This window comes from Streptomyces sp. CLCI03, from assembly GCF_053615355.1.
Genome location: NZ_CM132132.1, coordinates 5,263,896 through 5,281,318, shown reverse-complemented (window position 1 = coordinate 5,281,318; position 17,423 = coordinate 5,263,896). Strand labels below are relative to the sequence as shown.

General features: G+C 73.7%; 15 protein-coding genes. 9 read left to right on the top strand and 6 right to left on the bottom strand.

Annotation, left to right across the window (positions count from 1 at the left end; genetic code table 11):
* The first annotated feature begins 104 nt into the window (after positions 1-104).
* From ACWG52_RS24360 to ACWG52_RS24340, 5 genes are read left to right on the top strand one after another with little or no spacing between them, the layout of a single operon-like run.
* Positions 105-1,391 (top strand): coiled-coil domain-containing protein, encoded by a 1,287-nt coding sequence (locus tag ACWG52_RS24360; protein ID WP_389811599.1) that lies wholly within the window; start codon positions 105-107, stop codon positions 1,389-1,391.
* Positions 1,388-4,210 carry a serine/threonine-protein kinase gene (locus tag ACWG52_RS24355; RefSeq protein WP_390140062.1) on the top strand — a complete coding sequence of 941 codons (2,823 nt, stop codon included), beginning with the start codon at positions 1,388-1,390 and terminating at the stop codon, positions 4,208-4,210. The genes ACWG52_RS24360 and ACWG52_RS24355 overlap by 4 nt, the downstream gene beginning before the upstream one ends.
* A 9-nt stretch (positions 4,211-4,219) precedes the next feature.
* Complete coding sequence (locus tag ACWG52_RS24350; RefSeq protein WP_453129078.1) at positions 4,220-5,788, top strand: protein phosphatase 2C domain-containing protein; 1,569 nt, start codon at positions 4,220-4,222, stop codon at positions 5,786-5,788.
* Between the two features lie 59 nt (positions 5,789-5,847).
* Positions 5,848-7,182, top strand: a complete 1,335-nt coding sequence (locus tag ACWG52_RS24345) for a VWA domain-containing protein (protein ID WP_389811590.1) — start codon at positions 5,848-5,850, stop codon at positions 7,180-7,182.
* Positions 7,183-7,226: 44 nt separating this feature from the next.
* Positions 7,227-8,258: an FHA domain-containing protein gene (locus tag ACWG52_RS24340; RefSeq protein ID WP_389811587.1), complete on the top strand. Its 1,032-nt coding sequence runs from the start codon at positions 7,227-7,229 to the stop codon at positions 8,256-8,258.
* 13 nt (positions 8,259-8,271) lie between these two features.
* Here the strand turns inward: ACWG52_RS24340 and ACWG52_RS24335 are convergent, their stop codons facing one another.
* Complete coding sequence (locus ACWG52_RS24335; protein WP_375939083.1) at positions 8,272-9,261, bottom strand: methyltransferase domain-containing protein; 990 nt, start codon at positions 9,259-9,261, stop codon at positions 8,272-8,274.
* Between the two features lie 168 nt (positions 9,262-9,429).
* Between ACWG52_RS24335 and ACWG52_RS24330 the strand changes: the two genes are divergently transcribed.
* Positions 9,430-9,834 carry a globin gene (locus ACWG52_RS24330; RefSeq protein WP_375939085.1) on the top strand — a complete coding sequence of 135 codons (405 nt, stop codon included), beginning with the start codon at positions 9,430-9,432 and terminating at the stop codon, positions 9,832-9,834.
* Positions 9,835-9,849: 15 nt separating this feature from the next.
* Here the strand turns inward: ACWG52_RS24330 and ACWG52_RS24325 are convergent, their stop codons facing one another.
* From ACWG52_RS24325 to ettA, 3 genes are read right to left on the bottom strand one after another with little or no spacing between them, the layout of a single operon-like run.
* On the bottom strand, positions 9,850-10,563 hold the full coding sequence (locus ACWG52_RS24325) for a hypothetical protein (RefSeq protein ID WP_390140057.1): 714 nt from the start codon (positions 10,561-10,563) through the stop codon (positions 9,850-9,852).
* Entirely contained in the window at positions 10,560-11,021 is a 462-nt protein-coding gene (locus ACWG52_RS24320) for an acyl-CoA thioesterase (RefSeq protein WP_033223949.1), read from the bottom strand. Before ACWG52_RS24320 ends, ACWG52_RS24325 begins: the two co-directional genes overlap by 4 nt.
* A 10-nt stretch (positions 11,022-11,031) precedes the next feature.
* Positions 11,032-12,696, bottom strand: coding sequence for an energy-dependent translational throttle protein EttA (gene ettA / locus ACWG52_RS24315; RefSeq protein WP_078909513.1), 1,665 nt, complete (start codon positions 12,694-12,696; stop codon positions 11,032-11,034).
* A gap of 290 nt (positions 12,697-12,986) precedes the next feature.
* Here ettA and ACWG52_RS24310 point away from each other — a divergent pair, with 290 nt between their 5' ends.
* The 3 genes from ACWG52_RS24310 to ACWG52_RS24300 all read left to right on the top strand — a co-directional run bounded on the left by ACWG52_RS24310 (position 12,987) and on the right by ACWG52_RS24300 (position 14,467).
* Positions 12,987-13,430, top strand: coding sequence for a hypothetical protein (locus tag ACWG52_RS24310; RefSeq protein ID WP_389811578.1), 444 nt, complete (start codon positions 12,987-12,989; stop codon positions 13,428-13,430).
* Between the two features lie 171 nt (positions 13,431-13,601).
* Positions 13,602-13,829: a hypothetical protein gene (locus tag ACWG52_RS24305; RefSeq protein WP_389811575.1), complete on the top strand. Its 228-nt coding sequence runs from the start codon at positions 13,602-13,604 to the stop codon at positions 13,827-13,829.
* Positions 13,830-13,906: 77 nt separating this feature from the next.
* Positions 13,907-14,467: a hypothetical protein gene (locus ACWG52_RS24300; protein WP_389811572.1), complete on the top strand. Its 561-nt coding sequence runs from the start codon at positions 13,907-13,909 to the stop codon at positions 14,465-14,467.
* A gap of 32 nt (positions 14,468-14,499) precedes the next feature.
* Here ACWG52_RS24300 and ACWG52_RS24295 read toward each other — a convergent pair whose 3' ends face one another.
* A complete protein-coding gene (locus ACWG52_RS24295; RefSeq protein WP_453125909.1) occupies positions 14,500-15,975 on the bottom strand; it encodes a phosphatase PAP2 family protein in 1,476 nt (491 codons plus the stop codon).
* Between the two features lie 135 nt (positions 15,976-16,110).
* A complete protein-coding gene (locus tag ACWG52_RS24290) occupies positions 16,111-17,328 on the bottom strand; it encodes a thioester domain-containing protein (protein WP_390167230.1) in 1,218 nt (405 codons plus the stop codon).
* Positions 17,329-17,423: the final 95 nt, after the last annotated feature.

Sequence of the window (17,423 nt, the reverse complement as noted above, 5' to 3'; positions counted from 1 at the left end):
TGACGGTTTCGGACACGGGACCGGGCGCGGGGCAGGATACGAGGACGGACACGGAGGCGGCGGCGGAAGCGGAGGCACATTCGGTGGAGGCGGGGTCTGCAGTGATGGACCGGGACGACGTCGACCGTGCCCTGGCCCGGCTGAGCGCGGAGCACGAGGCCGTCGAGACCTCGCTGCTCGCCCTCCAGGACCATGCCGGGCGCCGGCTGTTGGAGGGCGCCGCGCTGGCCGGGACCACCAAGGACCGCTGGACGACCGCCGACGCGGACATCACCCGACTGTGGACCTACTTCGACGCCTACAGCGGGGCACTGAGCGCCGCCCGGGAGGTCCGGGAGCGGCGGCGCTGGCCGAACCGCGAGGACCTCATCGAGCTGACGGAGCGGCTGCGCGGGCCCGGAGTGCTGATCGCCGGGTCCGCGACCGAGGGCGTCGCGCTGGCCGAGCGGCTCTCGCTCGCCGAGCTCGTGTCCCGCATGAACGGCCTGTACGCGCGCTCGCTGGACGTGGTGGTCGCCGCCGACGCCGTATGGTCCGCGCTGCCCGCCCGGATCGACCTGCTCGCCGCCGAGCTGCACCGCACCCGCTCGCTGGCCCACTCGGTGGGCGTGCGGCCGGGCGAGCACCCCTCCGGCGACGACCTGGAGGACATCACCGCCGAGCTGACGGAGCTGCGCACCCGGGTGATCGCGGATCCGCTGGCCTTCTGGCTGCCGGCGACGGGCAGCTCCGCGCCCGGCGGCGGCCGTCCGGACACCGGGCGCTACGACCGGGCCGCGCTCGCGCTGGAGGACGTACGCCGCGAGATCGAGGCGGTGCTGGACGTACGGCAGGACGCCGAACAGCGGTTGATCGCCCTGCGGGACGTGCTCTCACGGGCCGACCGGACCCTGGCGGAGGCGCGGACCGCGCGCGGCGAGGTGCTGGCGAAGATCGCCGCGTCCGAGGTGCCCGCGGTGAGCGGTCCGCCCACGGTGCTCCAGGAGCAGCTCGCGGCGGCCGCCGAGCATCGGCGCCAGGCCCGCTGGCACCGGCTCTCACCGCTGCTGGAGTCCTTGGAGGTGCGCGCCGAGGAGGAACTGCGGCGGGCCCGTGAATCGTTGACCGCCGTGACGGCGCCCCTGGCCGTGCGGGCCGAGCTGCGCGGGCGGCTCGACGCGTACAAGGCGAAGGTGGCCCGGCACGGGATGGCGGAGGATCCGCTGCTGATCGAGCGGTACGACACCGCCCGGCGGATGCTGTGGAGCGCGCCCTGCGACCTACGGGCCGCCGAGCAGGCCGTCCTGCGCTACCAGCAGGCGACGGCGGAATCACTGGTGCCGCAGCACCGGCCCGAACCACCGCGAGACCAGGAACAGCGGCCCGACGGGCCGGGAGAGGGGGACGCATGAGCCTGATCGGAACCACGTGCGTCCGCCCCGGCTGCCCGGGGGCGTACGAGGACATGGGCGGCGGCGAGGTCTACTGCGACACGTGCGGGCTGGCGCCGGTCGGCTCGATCGCCGCGGGCGCGGACGAGCTGGTGTCGCCGCCGACCGGGATGACGAGCGCGGCCCGGGGTTCCCTGGGCTCCGGCGGGTCCCGTGGATCGATGGGCTCGCAGGGCTCCCACGGCTCGGCGCGGTCCTCGGCCTCGGCCCGGTCCTCCCGCTCCTCCTCCTCGCGCCGTTCGGTGTCCGGGCGGCTGTCGCGCTCGGTGTCGGGGACCACGTCCACCCGTTCGGTGTCGGTGCGCAGTTCGGGCTCGGCGGCCTCGGGCCGCAGCCGGCTGGGCGCCGGCCTGGTCAACGTGCCGGAGGTGCCGCGTCCGAATCCCTCGACCGCGGTGCTGGAGAATCCGGAGGTGCCGGAGCGCAAGCGGTTCTGCTCCCGCTCGGACTGCGGGGCCCCGGTGGGCCGCTCCCGGGGCGACCGGCCGGGCCGGACGGAAGGGTTCTGCACCAAGTGCGGGCACCCGTACTCCTTCGTGCCCAAGCTGCGCTCCGGTGATGTGGTGCGCGGCCAGTACGAGGTGGCCGGCTGCCTCGCGCACGGCGGCCTCGGCTGGGTGTACCTGGCGGTGGACCGGGCGGTCGCGGACCGGTGGGTGGTCCTCAAGGGCCTGCTGGACACCGGGGACCAGGACGCGATGGAGGCCGCGATCTCGGAGCGGCGCTTCCTCGCGGAGATCGAGCACTCCAACATCGTGCGGATCTACAACTTCGTGGAGCACCTGGACCAGCGGACCGGTTCGCTGGACGGGTACATCGTCATGGAGTACGTCGGCGGCAAATCGCTCAAGGAGATCGCGAACGAGCGGCGCCGGCCGGACGGTCGACGCGACCCGCTGCCGGTGGAACAGGCCTGCGCCTACGGCATCGAGGCGCTGGAGGCGCTCGGTCACCTGCACAGCAGGAACCTCCTGTACTGCGACTTCAAGGTCGACAACGCGATCCAGCAGCAGGACCAGCTGAAGCTGATCGACATGGGCGCGGTACGGCGGATGGACGACACCGAGTCGGCCATCTACGGCACGGTGGGCTACCAGGCCCCCGAGGTCGCGGAGCTGGGGCCCTCGGTCGCCTCCGACCTGTACACGGTGGCGCGGACGCTGGCCGTGCTGACCTTCGACTTCCAGGGCTACACGAACGTGTTCGTGGATTCGCTGCCGGATCCCGAGCACATCGAGGTGTTCCGGCGGTACGAGTCCTTCTACCGGCTGCTGGTGCGGGCCACCGACCCGGACCCGGGGCGGCGGTTCTCGTCCGCGCAGGAGATGGCGGACCAGCTGACGGGCGTGCTGCGGGAGGTGGTCGCCCTGCAGACGGGCCGGCCGCGGCCGCAGCTGTCGACCCTCTTCGGCCCGGAGCTGCGCGTTCCGGACACCCGACTGTTCGCCGACACGGCCGACGCGGTCGTCTCCCGGCTGGGCTACCGGCCGATCGCCGCCCGGCGCGGTGGCGGGCTGTTCGGGATGCTGGGCCGCGGCCCGGCCGGAGGCGGGGCACACGCCGGAGCGGCCGGCGGGGCCCACACCGGCCTCGCCGCGGGGATCCCTGCGCCCGGTGGCGCGGCCGCCCTGCCCACGGCGGCTTCCGCGCCCGGCGCGGCGACGGGCCCGGCCGGCGCGACGGCGACGGCCCGACCCGGGAGCCAGGCCGGGGGTGCCCACGGTCTCGGCGGCACCGCCACCCGCGTGACGGCCGCGCCGGTGCCGGGCCAACGGCCCGCGCCGCCCGCCGCGTTCCACGGCGCGGGGGCCGCACCCGTACCCGTACTCCTGTCCCCGGAGCGGTCCGCCGCGAGGGCGACGACCCTCGACGCCCGCGACGCCGCGCTGGCCCTGCCCGTACCGCTGGTGGACCCGACCGACCCGAACGCCGGTTTCCTGACCGGTCTGCTGGCCTCCCCGCCGGGCGACCTGCTGGGCGCCCTGAGCGCGGCCCCGGCCGACTCGGCCGAGCTGCGGCTGCGGGAACTGCGAGCCCACCTGGAGCTGGGTGAACTGCCCGCCGCCGGAAGCACCCTGGCGGATCTGGAGGCCCGGCACGCGGACGACTGGCGGGTCGTGTGGGCCCGTGGCATCGCCTCGCTGGCCACCGGGGACGACGAGATAGCGGCCCTGTCCTTCGACGCGATCTACGACGCCTTCCCGGGCGAGCCCGCGCCGAAGTTGGCCCTGGGGCTGTGCGCGGAGGTGCTGGGCCAGCTGGACAACGCCGCCGAGTACTACCGCCTGGTGTGGATCACCGACCCGGGATTCGTGAGCGCGGCCTTCGGGCTGGCCCGGGTCCAGTTGGCCGCCGGGGACCGGGACGCGGCCGTGCGCACGCTGGAATCCGTGCCGGAGTCGTCCATCCACTACACCGCCGCGCGGGTGGCGGCGGTACGCGCACGTCTGCGCGACCGGTCCCCGCAGGAGCCGCTGTCGGCCGACCTGGCGGCGGCAGCGGACCAGGTGGAGGCCCTGCGGCGGTTCGGGCTGGACCCGGAGCGGCAGGAGCGGCTCCGGGCGGAAGTTCTGGGCTCGGCCCTGGACTGGGTACTGTCGGGTGGTCGGGGTTCCGACCCCGGCCGGACCTCGCTGCTCGGCAGTCAACTGGACGAGCGGGGCCTGCGCTTCGGACTGGAGCGCTCGTACCGCGTCCTCGCACGGCTGGCGCGGCGTGGCGAGGAGAGGATCGAACTGGTGGAGCGGGCAAACCGTTTCCGTCCCCGGACGTGGGTGTGAGTGATGTCGATGCATCGGCTGTCGGGCTGCCCCAGCTGCGCGGAACCCTTGGAGGAGGGTGACCGTTTCTGCGGCGTGTGCGGCTACGCCGTGAGCGCTCCGCCCCCGGCCGCCGTGGACCATCCGACCATCCCGATCCCACCGGCACCGCCGACGCCCGCGGCGTCCGCGGCCCGGCCGGCCGGCTCCGGGGCGGGCGCGGGCGGTTACGGCAGCCCGGCTCCCGGCGCCTCGCACGCCGCCGCCGAGCCCGCCCCCGGCTGGGGCAGCGTGACCACGGCCGCGCCGACGCTGGTCGGCGACCCGGCCGACTGGGCCGTCGCCCCGCCGGAATCGGAACCGGAGCCCGAACCGGAGCCGCGGCAGGGCCCGACCGGAGCCACGTACGCGGCCTCCGGCCACGGGAACCCGTACGGCACCGGCACCCCGCCGGAAGGCACCCCGTGGGGCGCGGCGGAGCACCCGTACGGCGCCGCGGGCGACGCCCCGAGGGCCCGGTACGACCTCCCCGGCGGCGGCGACGCGCCCGACGGGGCCGGGCACCCCACGGGCGAGAACCCGTACGGCGCCGAGCCCGCCCAGGAACCGGCGTACGGCGCCCCGCAGCCCCCGCAGGCGAACCCGGCCCCGGCACCGGCACCGGAAGGCGGGAAGACCTGCGTCGCCTGCCGCGCCGGGCACGTCGACACCGACGGCTACTGCGAGCACTGCGGGCACGCGCAGCCCCGCGAGCGCGACCACATCGAGGAGGAGCTCGGGAGCGTGGCCGCCGTCACCGACCGGGGGCTGCGCCACCACCGCAACGAGGACTCGTTCGCCGTGGCGGCCACCGCCCTGCCCGACGGCTCCGCCGCCACCGTGGCCATCGTCTGCGACGGCGTCTCCTCCGCCAGCCGCCCCGACGAGGCCTCGGCCGCCGCCGCCGTCGCCGCCAACGAGGCGCTGCTCGAAGCCCTCCCCCGCGGCGCCCACCCGCAGGAGGCCATGCACGAGGCGATCCTGGCCGCCGCCGACGCGGTGAACGCCCTGGCCCCGGAGACCCCGGGCGCGCAGAACGCCCCCGCCTGCACCCTGGTCGGCGCCGTCGTCAGCGGCGGCCTGCTGACCATCGGCTGGGTGGGCGACAGCCGTGCCTACTGGATCCCCGACGACCGTGCCGCCCTGCCCCGCCGGCTGACCGAGGACGACTCCTGGGCCGCCCAGATGGTCGCCGCCGGTCTGATGGGCGAGGCCGAGGCCTACGCGGACGTCCGCGCGCACGCCATCACCGGCTGGCTGGGGGCCGACGCGTACGACCTCGAACCGCACACCGCGACCTTCAAGCCCGACCACCCGGGGGTGGTGGTGGTCTGCACCGACGGGCTGTGGAACTACGCGGAGTCCGCGCGGGAGATGGCCCAGGTGCTCCCCACCGACGCCGCGACCCGCCCGCTGCACAGCGCCCAGGTACTGGTGGGCTACGCACTCGACGGCGGTGGCCACGACAACGTCACCGTGGCGGTCGTGCCGTTCGCCACGCAACCCGAGCAGGAACCGGGACCGGATGCGGAGCCGGGCCCGGCGGCAGGACCGGAATAGGAAGTGGAAGCGCGCCCGCAGGTCTGACCCGCCTGCCCGAGCCCCTAGGAGTCCAACCGATGGCGAATTTCGCCAAGCCGATTGCCCCAAGGTTCAGCGTGGAGGTGTATCAGAACGAGTTTCTCCCCGAGGGCGGACGGGACGTCCACGCGATCGTCACGGTCACCGCCACCGGCGGTGCCACCGCGACACGCGCACCCGTCACCGACGGCACGGCGGCCGTGGTCCTCATGGTCGACTGCTCGGGGTCCATGGAGTACCCGCCGGAGAAGATGCGCGGGGCCCGGGAGGCCACGGCGGCCGCCGTCGACACCCTGCGCGACGGCACCTCCTTCGCCGTGATCGCCGGTACGCACGTGGCCAAGGAGGTCTACCCGGGCCAGGGCCGCCTCGCGATCGCGGACGCCACCACCCGCGCCCAGGCCAAGGAGGCCCTGCGCGGGCTGAGCGCCGGCGGCGGCACCGCCATCGGCACCTGGCTGCGCCTCGCCGACGGCCTGCTGCGCGGCTCCACCGCCGCCATCCGGCACGGTGTCCTGCTCACCGACGGCCGCAACGAGCACGAGGAGCCGGCCGTGCTCCGCGCCACCCTCGACGCCTGCGCGGGTCGCTTCACCTGCGACGCCCGCGGGGTGGGCACCGACTGGGACGTCAAGGAGGTCACCGGGATCGCGAACGCGCTGCTCGGCTCCGCCGACATCGTGGCCGACCCGGCCCACCTCGCCGAGGACTTCACGCGCATGATGGAGAACGTCATGGGCAAGGAGGTCGCGGACGTCGCGTTGCGCGTCTGGACCCCGGTCGGGGTGGAGATCCAGTACGTCAAGCAGGTGGCTCCCGTCCTCCAGGACCTGACCGACCGCCGCACCGAGGCGGGCCCGCGCGCCGGTGACTACCCGACCGGGTCGTGGGGCGACGAGTCCCGCGAGTACCACGTGTGCGTCCGCGTCCCCACGGCCACCGTGGGTCAGGAGATGCTCGCCGCCCGCGCCACGCTCGTGCTGCCGTCCACGGCGGGCGGGCCGGAGGAGAAGCCGACCGTCCTGGCCCAGGGCCTGGTGCGCGCGGTGTGGACCGACGATCTGGCGGCGTCCACCGCCATCAACGCGCAGGTCGCCCACTACACCGGGCAGGCGGAGCTGGCGGAGGCTATCCAGCAGGGCCTGGAAGCCCGCAAAATGGGCGATGTCGGTGGTGCCACGGCCAAGCTGGGGCGTGCGGTACAACTGGCGAGTTCTTCCGGAAACGCCGACACAGCACGACTCCTGGCGAAGGTGGTGGATGTGGTGGACGCGGTGGCGGGTACTGTGCGGCTGAAAGCGAAGGTCGCCGACGCCGACGAGATGACTCTCGACACGCGTTCGACGCAGACCGTCCGAGTGAAGAAGACCTGAGACCTGACGTGATGACGCAGGGAGAAGAAGGGGGAAGCGCCGCCATGCCGACCTGCCCGAACGGGCACCAGTCCGCTTCCGACGACTGGTGCGAGGTCTGCGGCCATCGCATGGCTGCCTCGGAGGGTCCGCCTCCGGTGCCCTCCTACGGCTACGGCTTCCCCCCGACCGCCGGTGAACCGACCGCCCAGGCCGAGCTCTGCCCGCAGTGCCGGACCCCGCGCGAGGCCATGGCGCCGTTCTGCGAGGAATGCCGCTACAACTACCTCACCCGTACGCCGACTTCGTACGCGCCGCCGGTCCCGGACCCGGGCCCCCAGGCGACGGGCGCAGGCGGAGGCGCCGGCGCCGGCGGGCGCGGTACGCCTCCGCCGCCCGTGCCCGCTCCGGGGACCTACTCCCAGGACCACTTCGAGTACCAGGGTTCGCGGCCGTCGCGGGTCAACCGGCCGGCCGAGCCGCTCCAGCGCGAGGACGACTGGCTGCTGCCGCCGCCCGCGAACGAGCCGCCGGAGTACCAGCAGGCTCCGCAGTCCCGGTACCAGCAGCAGCCCCCGCCGCCGCAGCAGCGGGAGTACCAGCAGGAGTACCAGCAGCAGGGACCGCCGCCCCAGCAGCAGTACCAGCAGCAGCCTCCGCCGCAGCACCAGCCCTTCCCGCCGCAGGGCGGGGGCGCCTGGAGCGCGACGATCGCTCCCGACCGCTCGTACTTCATGGCGATGATGCAGCGCAGCGGCCCCGAGGCCGCCGGGCTCAACCTGCCCGCCTACTCCCCGGAGCAGCATCTTCCGCTGTCCGGCGGGCAGATCACCATCGGCCGTCGCCGCGCCTCCACGGGCGAGTCCCCCGACATCGACCTGTCGGTGCCCCCGGAGGACCCGGGCGTCTCCCACCAGCACGCGGTGCTCGTCCAGCAGCCCGACCTCAGCTGGGCGGTGGTGGACCAGAACTCCACCAACGGCACCACCATCAACGGTGGCGAGGAGCCGATCCAGCCCTACGTCCCGATCCCCCTCGCCGACGGCGACCGGGTCCACGTGGGCGCCTGGACGACGATCACGATCCGCCGCGGCTGATCCGGCCCTCGGTTCACCCCTCCCCCAGGGGCCACACGTACGGCCCCTGGGGATCGTCGAGCCACGACCACTGGCCGTCCGCGCTCACCGACACCCCGAAGCGTTCCCTGGCCGGGCGGCCCTCGCGGCGCCACAGGTCCAGGGCCTCGCGGGGGTGCAGTACGCCCGCGGTCAGGACGAGCATGAACTGGAAGCGCTCGTTCTCCACCAGCTCGTACGGAAGCCCGTACCCGAAGCCGGCCGGGTCGGGCGGTGGGGCGGCCGTGGCCCCGCGCAGCGGGACGAAATAGGCCGAGGTGTGCAGGAAGTTGCCCTCGGCGAAACCGGCGTCCCGGACGGTCAGCGCGATCAGCCCCGTCGAGAGCGGCGCCAGGATCCGCGCCCCGGGCCGGCACTGGCCGAGCCAGGCGTGCGGGATCAGCGGGAGCGTGCAGGTCACGATGATCCGGTCGAACGGGGCCCGGGCGGGGCAGCCGCGCGCCCCGTCCCCGGTGACCACCACCGGCCGGTACCCGAGCTCGGCCAGGTGGGCCCGCGCGGACTCGGTGATCTCCTCGTCCAGGTCCACGCTGGTGACGTGGTCCTCGCCGAGCCGGTGGCACAGCAGGGCCGCGTTGTAGCCGGTGCCCGCGCCGATCTCCAGGACGTCGTCGCCGTCGCGTACGTCCAGGGCGGCCAGCATCTTCGCCATGAGGGAGGGCTGGCTGCTGGAGGAGACCTGCAGGCCGTCGCGCATCCGCGTCGCCAGCGGGGTGTCGACGTAGACCCCGCGCAGCCAGCGGGCCCGGCGTTCGGGGTCGGGGTCCTGCGCCCAGAGCCGCTCGTGACCGGCGCCGCGGCCGGTCCAGAAGTACGGGACGAACACGTGCCGGGGCACGGCCGCGAAGGCCGCCCGCCAGCGCGGATCCTCCAGCACCCCGGCGGCGGTCAGCTCCCGCACCTGGGCGGCGTGCGCGGTCTCCCGCAGGTCCCGTGTCTCGGTGTGCGCGGTGTGTGCGGCCATGCCTCCACTGTCCTGCGGCGGGCCGCCGCGTGCGAACGCGAGGGATGCGTGGGGCTCAGCGGGGCTCAGCGGGGCTCAGGGGGCGCTGGGGGCTTGGGGGCTTGGGGGCCTCGGGGGGGCGGTCCTAGGACCTCGGTCCTGGATCCGCGCGTCTGAGACGATGGTCGGGTGAATGAGATTCCGCACGGCACGGTTCAGGAGCAGACCTTCTACGAGCAGGTGGGCGGCGAGGACACCTTCCGCCGCCTCGTCCGGCGCTTCTACGAGGGGGTCGCGGAGGACCCGCTGCTGCGCCCGATGTACCCGGAGGAGGACCTGGGCCCCGCCGAGGAGCGGTTCGCGCTGTTCCTGATGCAGTACTGGGGCGGTCCGACCACCTACAGCCGGCACCGCGGCCACCCGCGCCTGCGGATGCGGCACGCGCCGTTCCAGGTGGACGCGGCCGCCCACGACGCGTGGCTGCGGCACATGCGGGTCGCGTTGGACGAGCTGGGCCTGGCGCCGGAGCACGAGGCGCAGCTGTGGAAGTACCTGACGTACGCCGCCGCCTCGATGATCAACACGGCGGGTTGACGGACTCCCGGGGGATCAGACCGGCCGGACCTGGAGGGCGCCCAGGCCGCCGGTGACGCCGGGGCGGCGCATGGCGACGGATCCGTACGGGGTGCGCAGCCGCAGCCAGGTCCCGGCCGCGAGCAGCGCCACGGGGGCGGGGGCGTCGGGTAGGGGTGCGGGGGCGGGCACGGCGGCCCGTACCGGCCGCAGGAAACCCAGGGACTGCGCGGCGTGCACGGCGCGCAGCGGGAGTTCGGTGTCGCCCAGGGTGCGGGACCAGATCTCGCGGCCGATGCGGTCGCGCTCGGACCGGGTCCGGTGCTGCACGGGCAGGGCCTCGTCCCGGGCGCGGAACTCGGCGACGGCGGCGGCCACGGCCGCTGCCATCTCTTCGGGGCCGGGCAGCCCCGGGACCTGCCGCCAGCCGCCTCGGGGCGGCAGTACCCCGGCCCACGGGGGCCCGGTGACCGGACCGGGCACGGTGGCCTCGGCCGAGGTCTCGTCCACGGACTCCAGCAGCTCACCGGCGGACACCGTCAGGTCCAGCGGCATCGCGACGGGCACGGCGAGCCGCACCGTGCGGATGGCGAGGATGTCGAAGGACGGCGGCCGTCCGAAGACGGCGAGCGCGCCGCCGCCCGCCTGGAGGCGTACGGCGGCGGCGCGGTCGTAGTGCACCAGCCGGCCCAGGAAGGCGGCGAGGTCCGCCGCCTCCCCGGAATCGGCGAAGCGCAGCTGGTCGGTCATGCCGCGAGGGATCCGGTCGAGGACGCCTTCACGGGCTCGTCGAGGTACTCCTCCAGGAAGTGCCTCTCCTCGGCCGTGATGCGGCGGGGCCGCCCCTCGGCGAGGTTGTAGGGCACGACCACGGTCTCGGCGCGCACGTAGACCGTCTCGGGCGCGTCCTCGGTCGCCTCGTCCTTGACCTCGTAGCGGATGGTCAGGGACGCGGCGCCTATCCGGGTCACCCAGGACTCGATGAGGACCGGCTCGTGACGGTGCACGAGGGGCAGCTTGTAGTCGATCTCGTGGCGGGCCACGACGGACCCGCCCGTGAAGGACTCACTGCCCTCCCCCGGTGCCAGACGGAACATGAAGTCGATCCGCGCCTCCTCCAGGTAACGGAGGAAGACGACGTTGTTGACGTGCCCGAAGGCATCCATGTCCGCCCAGCGCAGGGGGCACCGGTAGTGGTGTCTGGCCATGACGGCGACCTCAGCCTCGCGTGAGCTTCTTGTAGGTGGCACGGTGCGGACGAGCCGCGTCCGGACCGAGACGCTCGATCTTGTTCTTCTCGTACGACTCGAAGTTGCCCTCGAACCAGTACCACTTGGACTCGCCCTCGTACGCCAGGATGTGCGTGGCGACTCGGTCGAGGAACCAGCGGTCGTGGGAGATGACCACGGCCGCACCGGGGAACTCCAGCAGCGCGTTCTCGAGCGAGGACAGGGTCTCGACGTCGAGGTCGTTGGTGGGCTCGTCGAGGAGCAGCAGGTTGCCGCCCTCCTTGAGGGTCAGCGCCAGGTTGAGGCGGTTGCGCTCACCACCGGACAGGACGCCGGCCGGCTTCTGCTGGTCCGGGCCCTTGAAGCCGAAGGCGCTGACGTACGCGCGGGACGGCATCTCGACCTGGCCCACGTTGATGTAGTCCAGCTCGTCCGACACGACCGCCCAGAGGGTCTTCTTGGGGTCGATGTTGGCGCGGGACTGGTCGACGTAGCTGATCTTGACGGTCTCGCCGACCTTGATGGCGCCGGAGTCCGGCGTCTCCAGGCCCTGGATCATCTTGAAGAGCGTGGTCTTGCCGGCGCCGTTCGGGCCGATGATGCCGACGATGCCGTTGCGCGGCAGCGTGAAGGACAGGTCGTCGATGAGGACCTTGTCACCGAACGCCTTGGAGAGGTTGTTGACCTCGACCACGATCGAACCCAGACGCGGGCCCGGCGGGATCTGGATCTCCTCGAAGTCCAGCTTCCGCATCTTGTCCGCCTCGGCTGCCATCTCCTCGTAGCGGGCGAGGCGTGCCTTGGACTTGGTCTGGCGGCCCTTGGCGTTGGAGCGGACCCACTCCAGCTCTTCCTTGAGGCGCTTCTGGCGCTTCTCGTCCTTGCGGCCCTCGACCTTGAGGCGGGTGGCCTTCTTCTCCAGGTAGGTGGAGTAGTTGCCCTCGTAGGGGTGCGCGCGGCCGCGGTCGAGCTCAAGGATCCACTCGGCGACGTTGTTGAGGAAGTACCGGTCGTGGGTGACGGCCACGACGGCGCCCTTGTACTGCGAGAGGTGCTGCTCCAGCCAGTTCACCGACTCGGCGTCGAGGTGGTTGGTGGGCTCGTCGAGGAGGAGCAGGTCCGGGGCCTCGATCAGCAGCTTGCAGAGCGCCACGCGGCGCTTCTCGCCACCGGAGAGGGTGGTGACCGGCCAGTCGCCGGGCGGGCAGCCCAGGGCGTCCATGGCCTGCTCCAGCTGGGCGTCCAGGTCCCACGCGTTGGCGTGGTCCAGGTCTTCCTGGAGCTTGCCCATCTCGTCCATGAGGGCGTCGGTGTACTCGACGCCCATGAGCTCGGCGACCTCGTTGAAGCGCTTGAGCTTCTTCATGGTGTCGGCGGCGCCGTCCTGGACGTTCTCCAGGACCGTCTTCGACTCGTCGAGCTTGGGCTCCTGCATGAGGATGCCGACGGTGAAGCCGGGCGACAGGAACGCGTCACCGTTGGACGGCTGCTCCAGGCCCGCCATGATCTTCAGAACGGTGGACTTACCGGCGCCGTTGGGGCCGACCACACCGATCTTCGCGCCGGGCAGGAAGTTCAAGGAGACGTCATCAAGAATCACCTTGTCGCCGTGCGCCTTGCGCGTCTTGCGCATGGTGTAGATGAACTCAGCCAAGAGAAACCGTCCGGCAGATCGATGGTGGGCAGATACACCCCATCTTGCCAGGCGTCCATACCCCGGGGGAAACGCGTAGGGGCCGGCCCCTGAGCTGGGGCGCGGCCGGAGGGGACGTGACGGTCGTGGCCGTCCTCGGTCGTTCCTGGCCGCCCCTGGGCCCCTCCTGCAGCCCAGGAACGTCCCGGCCGCAGCCGCTCCCGGTCCCGTTCGCGCAGGTGACGGGCCCTGGCGGCCACCTCCGGGGAATCCACTTGCCCGGCAGGGGCCACCTCCGGTCACATACGGCCATGAGCAGAATGGCGCAGGTCCTCGTGCTGGCCCGGTACGAGGACGAGGTGATGGAGCCGCTGACGCGGTACGACGAGTCGCGTACATGGTTCGGCCGGTTCGAGCCGATACCGGACTGGTTCGTCGGCGGGTGGTACCTGGAGTTCATCCGGGAGAGGCAGCGCACCGGGATCCTGAAGGATCTGGAGGCGCTGCCGTGGAACCGCCCGGAGTGCGTGCAGGTCATGCTCCACGACGAGGAGGACGACTGCTTCGGGCTGTGGATGTTCCGCGACGGGAAGCTGGTGGAGCTGCGGCTGCCAGGCACCGAGCGCTTCCACGATCCGGCCCCGCCCACGCGGGAGTACGTGCCCCACCCCGGCTATTTGTGGCGGACGGACGTCGGGGCGCGGCTGCCCGAGCAGACTCCGGAGGAACTGCGGGACCCGCGCCCGGCCTGGTAGGGGCGGACCCGGAGGGCGGTCGACAGCGTCTTCAAGGGGTCCGATGAGATGGACGACGGCCCCGGCCATCGGTAGCCGGGGACGGCCGGGACGGGACTGCATCCTTCGGCCTACCGTGCTCTCGATCTTGCGGACGACGCTCTCGCGGCACCATCGCGAGAGGGTTGATCCGTGCGAACAACCATCGGATACACCCTCGAAAGCATCGGCTACGTCGTAGGAGCCCAGGGGCTCGTCAGCTTCGCCTCGCAGACCTTCTTCGGTACGGAGTGGGGCTGGCTGCACAAGGTCGTCGACCTTCCGTCCGCCGCGTACCTCGGCGTCGTCGCCGTGGGGCTGGCGCTCGTCGTCACCGGCGTACGGACACGCAAGACCCCCGCCCCCCGCAGGACCGCCTGACCGGAGGTGACCGCGGCTCGCCCCGGGGCAGGATGCCCCTGGCAGGACGGACGGACAGAGACGCTCGGGGGGATTCGGTGGGAAACACGCTGATCGCGTTGGCGGTGGCCGTGGTGGGTGTCGCCGGCACCCTCATAGCCTCCGTGCTGTCGCCACGCATGCTGGCCCGTATTCAGGCGGAGCAGTTCGAACGGCAGCAGCGGGCGGCCGACGCCCAGTGGATACGGGAGCAGCGCGTGGCGGAGGTGGAGAAGCGGCGCGCCTGCTACGTCACCGCGAACTCCGGCTACCGCCGCCACCGCATCGAGCTCATGAAGTACCTGTGGCTCGTCCACAAGGCGGAGGTCACCGCGTCGGCGCGGGCCGATCTGGAGGAGACACGGCACTCCATGCACACCGCCTTCGCCGAGGCCCAGATGGTCGCCTCGGATGCCGTGCTGCGGGAGCTCGACGCGATGACGGTGACGCTGGCCGGTGCGTACAGCCGGACACTGCTGCTGGCGGACGGCGACCCGCAGCCCGGCTGGTCGTTCGAGGAGATACAGACCTTGCTGCTGCGGCTGGGGGACCGGTGGAAGGACATGCGCGGCATCATGCGGGCCGACCTGGGGGTGGATCCGGGACCGGCCGACGCTTGACCCGCGCATCCTCGCGGGTCGACGGTCGACGGTCAGCGGGGGCGGTAGACGGTCAGCGCGTCGGGCAGTCCGTCGAGGACGAGCGCGGTGGGTGCCTCGGCGTGCTCGCCGTCGTAGGCGAGCGGGGTGCCCGCCGGGATGTCCCCGATGCGCAGGCTGCGCAGTCGGGTGGCGACGTGGACGGGGGACCGGCTCAGCGGGCCGGTGAAGGCGGCCGCCAGCAGCCGGGGGCCGGGTCGGCCGCCACCGTGGACGAGCCGGAGGTCGAGCAGGCCCTCGCCGAGGTTGTCGCGGCGTCGGGGGGTGGGGCCGGTGCCGTGGTAGGTGCCGTTGCCCGCGAAGAGCAGCCACACGCTGCGCGGCCGTCCGGCCAGCCGCAGCCGCACGGGCCGCTGGGCGCGCAGCACCCGCCAGGCCGCCAGCAGCGCGGCCGGGCCGCCGCCGATGCGCGGGCCCCAGCGCAGCCGGTGGCCCAGCAGCTCCGGATAGGCGCCGATGCTGAAGTTGTTCAGGAAGTAGCCGCTCTCGCCGTCGGGCCCCGGGGAGAAGCGGCCCACCCCGACGCGGACGGCCTGCCCGTCGGCCAGGGCCTGGCAGGTGTCCTCGGTCCCGGCGAGGCCGAGGTCCATCGCGAAGTGGTTGAGGGTGCCTCCGGGGAACACGGCCAGCGGCACCCCGGCCCGCAGGGCGGCGGTGGCGGCCGCGTTGATCGTGCCGTCGCCGCCGCAGACGCCGAGCACGGTGGCCCGCGAGGCGGCCTTCGCGAGAGTGGCGGGCAGTTCCGGGCCCTCGCACTCGATCACTTCGGCCTCGGGCAGGCGGGTGCGCAGTACGTCGAGCCCCGCGACCGCGGCCGTCCCGGACCCGGTGTTCACCACCACGACGAGACCGGCCCCGTCGGGCAGCGCGGGGGCCCTGTCGGCCGGCCGCTCGTCGCCCGGTACGACCCGGGCTTCCTGCGCGTCCCGGGCGAGGCGGCGTACGACGAACCCGGAGGCCACTCCCAGTGACGCGCCCACGAGCACGTCGGAGGGATAGTGCACCCCGGTGTAGACGCGGGAGAACGCCACGGACGCGGCGACCGGGGCCAGTACGGCCCCCCAGCCCGGGGACGCGAGCGCCACACCGGTGGCGAAGGCGAAGGCCGAGGCGGAGTGCCCGGACGGGAAGGAGGTGGTCTGCGGCTGCGTGGCCAGCTGCCGGGTCAGGGGGACGCCTTCCAGCCGCGGTCGCGGCCGGCGTACGGACCACTTGCCGACGGTGTTGATGGTCGCGGAGGCCAGCGCCAGCGAGGCGACCCCGCGCACGGCGGCCTTGCGGGCGCCGGCCGACCCGAAGACGGCGATCGCCGCGGCGGCCCCGCCCCACAGCACGCCGTGGTTCGCGGCCCTGCCGAGCCGGGGCAGTACGCGGTCGGCCCCGGGCCAGTGTCGCCGGGCCACCGCGTCGAACAGCCGACGGTCCCACCGGGCGAAAGCGCCGGACCAGGTCAGTTCTTGATCAGCCATCTTCTGCCCTTACCCCGGGTGGCGGATCCGAATCGGCCGACGCGGCCACCCGGCCCATCACGCCCATCCGTCCGAGCCGGGGTCCGTGGACGGGCGGGCGCGGAAGGGCCTGGACGGGCGGGGCATCCCACAGCTCTAGGGGGTGTCCTCCTCGTCCAGCGGGCGCTTGCGGAGCAACAGCACCACCAGGCCGCCCAGGACCACCAGGCCCACCGCCAGGGAGGCGATGACCGGGGTGGCCGCCGAGCTGCCGCTGGTGGCCAGCCGCTCCTCGTCCGGGGAGGTCGTGGTGAGGGCCGCGGACTGGGAGCCCAGCGCCTCGGGGGCCGAGCCGGCACCGGTCCCCACGGCGTCGCCCGAGGCGTCGCCCACCGCCGTCGCCGGGGGCTGCGGCCACACCGCCGTGGCCGTGGCGGCGGCCGCGGACTCGCTGGAGCCGGCCACGATCTGGGCGTGGGCCGGCAGCTCGCCGGTGAAGACCCGCCCGACCGGCACCTTGGTCGCGCCCTGGACGGTGACCGAGGCCGTCCCGTCGGGGGTGCCCGCGGGCACCTCGAAGTACAGCCGGCTCCCGTTGACCGCGGTGGTGAGCGGCTGCCCGTCGGCGTCCACCACCCGCACCCCCATCGCGACGGCCGCCGCGTCCGGGATGACCGACACGCTCGGCGCTCCGGTCCGCACGGTCACCGGGCCGAGCCGGCTGCCCACCGCCCCCGACACGTCGCCCGGGTCCAGCCCGAGCGAGGCCGGCGGCTCCGGCAGCTGCCCCGCGGCCCGCTGCAGATAGTCGGCCAGCTTCTCGGCCGCCGGGTCGGCGGCCTCGACCTGCGCCCCCTCCGCCAGCCGCCAGATCGCCACCTGGGTCCCGGCGGCCGCGCTCTGCGCGGTGAGGGCACCGGCCCCGGCCGCCTTGGCGAGCCCGGCCAGATCGTTGTGCTGCGGGTAGGAGTGCTCCAGGACCCAGCGGATCCGGCCCGCCTCCCGGTTCCCGGCGAGCGGGCTGCCGCTCCAGCCGCTCTCGGTGTACCGGGCCTGCGGCTGGGCGTTGCCCGTCAAGCCGACCCCGTAGGTCTGCAGCATCCCGCCGCCGTCGACCCGCATCTCGTAGAGCCCGGCCGGGATCTGCCGGACGGAGCCGTCCCCGGACCGCAGGACCGCCTGCCCGAACGTCTTCAGCCCGTCCAGCACGGCGCTCGCGCCCTCGGGTGACCTGGGCGCCACCGGACCGGAGTCGGCGGCGGCCCGCGCCGCCGGCGCGGTGGCGAGGGCCGCGGCCAGCAGGGCCACCGCCACCGGCCGGCGCGCGGAGCCCCGTACCGCGACGGGAGGTTCGAGCGGTACGGCGGGAACCACGGCAGGAGTAGCGGCAGGAACAGCAGCGGCGGCGGGTGCGGGAGCGAGCGCGGACGCAGGAGTGGAATCAGGAGCGGAGGATGCGGGAACGGCAA